Origin of the sequence: Roseburia inulinivorans DSM 16841 (assembly GCF_000174195.1) — a bacterium.
Classification (GTDB): domain Bacteria; phylum Bacillota; class Clostridia; order Lachnospirales; family Lachnospiraceae; genus Roseburia; species Roseburia inulinivorans.
The window spans coordinates 1-675 of record NZ_ACFY01000173.1 but is presented as its reverse complement, the minus strand read 5'-3'; the positions used below and the strand labels follow the sequence as shown (position 1 = coordinate 675).

Sequence of the window (675 nt, the reverse complement as noted above, 5' to 3'; positions counted from 1 at the left end):
TATTCCCCCTTTATGATAATAGAATGTATGGTATTTTTCAATGCACATAAAAAATTTTGTCATAAAAATGCAACGGTGCTAACTGTAATTAAGATTAAAATTTTCATGCATTGAATTGTTCATCAAAATGGAATCTCCTGCCGAACCGGCAATGAATTTTGAGATCATATCCGTAACCATATATCAGGTTTTGGATCTGCAGACAGAAACGTTGTTAAGAATGATCACGATTATGAAAATCTCATAATCGTAACTATTATTTGTCTGCGACTTTGATGTAGGCTTAGTATAAAACAATCTTGGAATTGTGTCAATGAAATCCAGAGTTTAACTTACCGTGGAGCAGCAGATTTTGTGATGCAGTTCTAGAGTTTGAAGGGCAGATATAAGCGTCTCTCACAAGTCGTGATTTTATCGGTTTATGAAAAGAAAAACGGTACAGACGAAATATGATGTTCCTGTTCGCCGGGCATTCCGATAAGCCTCTAAAGAGTCTTATCTCCATGGCTCACAAAGGAAATCATATTTGTCTGCACTGTTTTTCTTTCATTTATGTTACGAATGACTTGTGAGAGGACGCTTATATTTGCCCAATCAACATCATGAATCGCACCACAAAATCTGCAATTTACGTTATGGAACTCACGGTTAACTTTGGATTCTGCCGCTCGTACT

1 protein-coding gene is annotated in these 675 nt (G+C 36.4%); it reads right to left on the bottom strand.

Annotation, left to right across the window (positions count from 1 at the left end; translation table 11 throughout):
• Positions 1 to 485: 485 nt before the first annotated feature.
• Positions 486 to 675 (bottom strand): hypothetical protein (locus ROSEINA2194_RS21570; protein WP_007890849.1); only part of this gene is annotated, 190 nt, incomplete at its 5' end.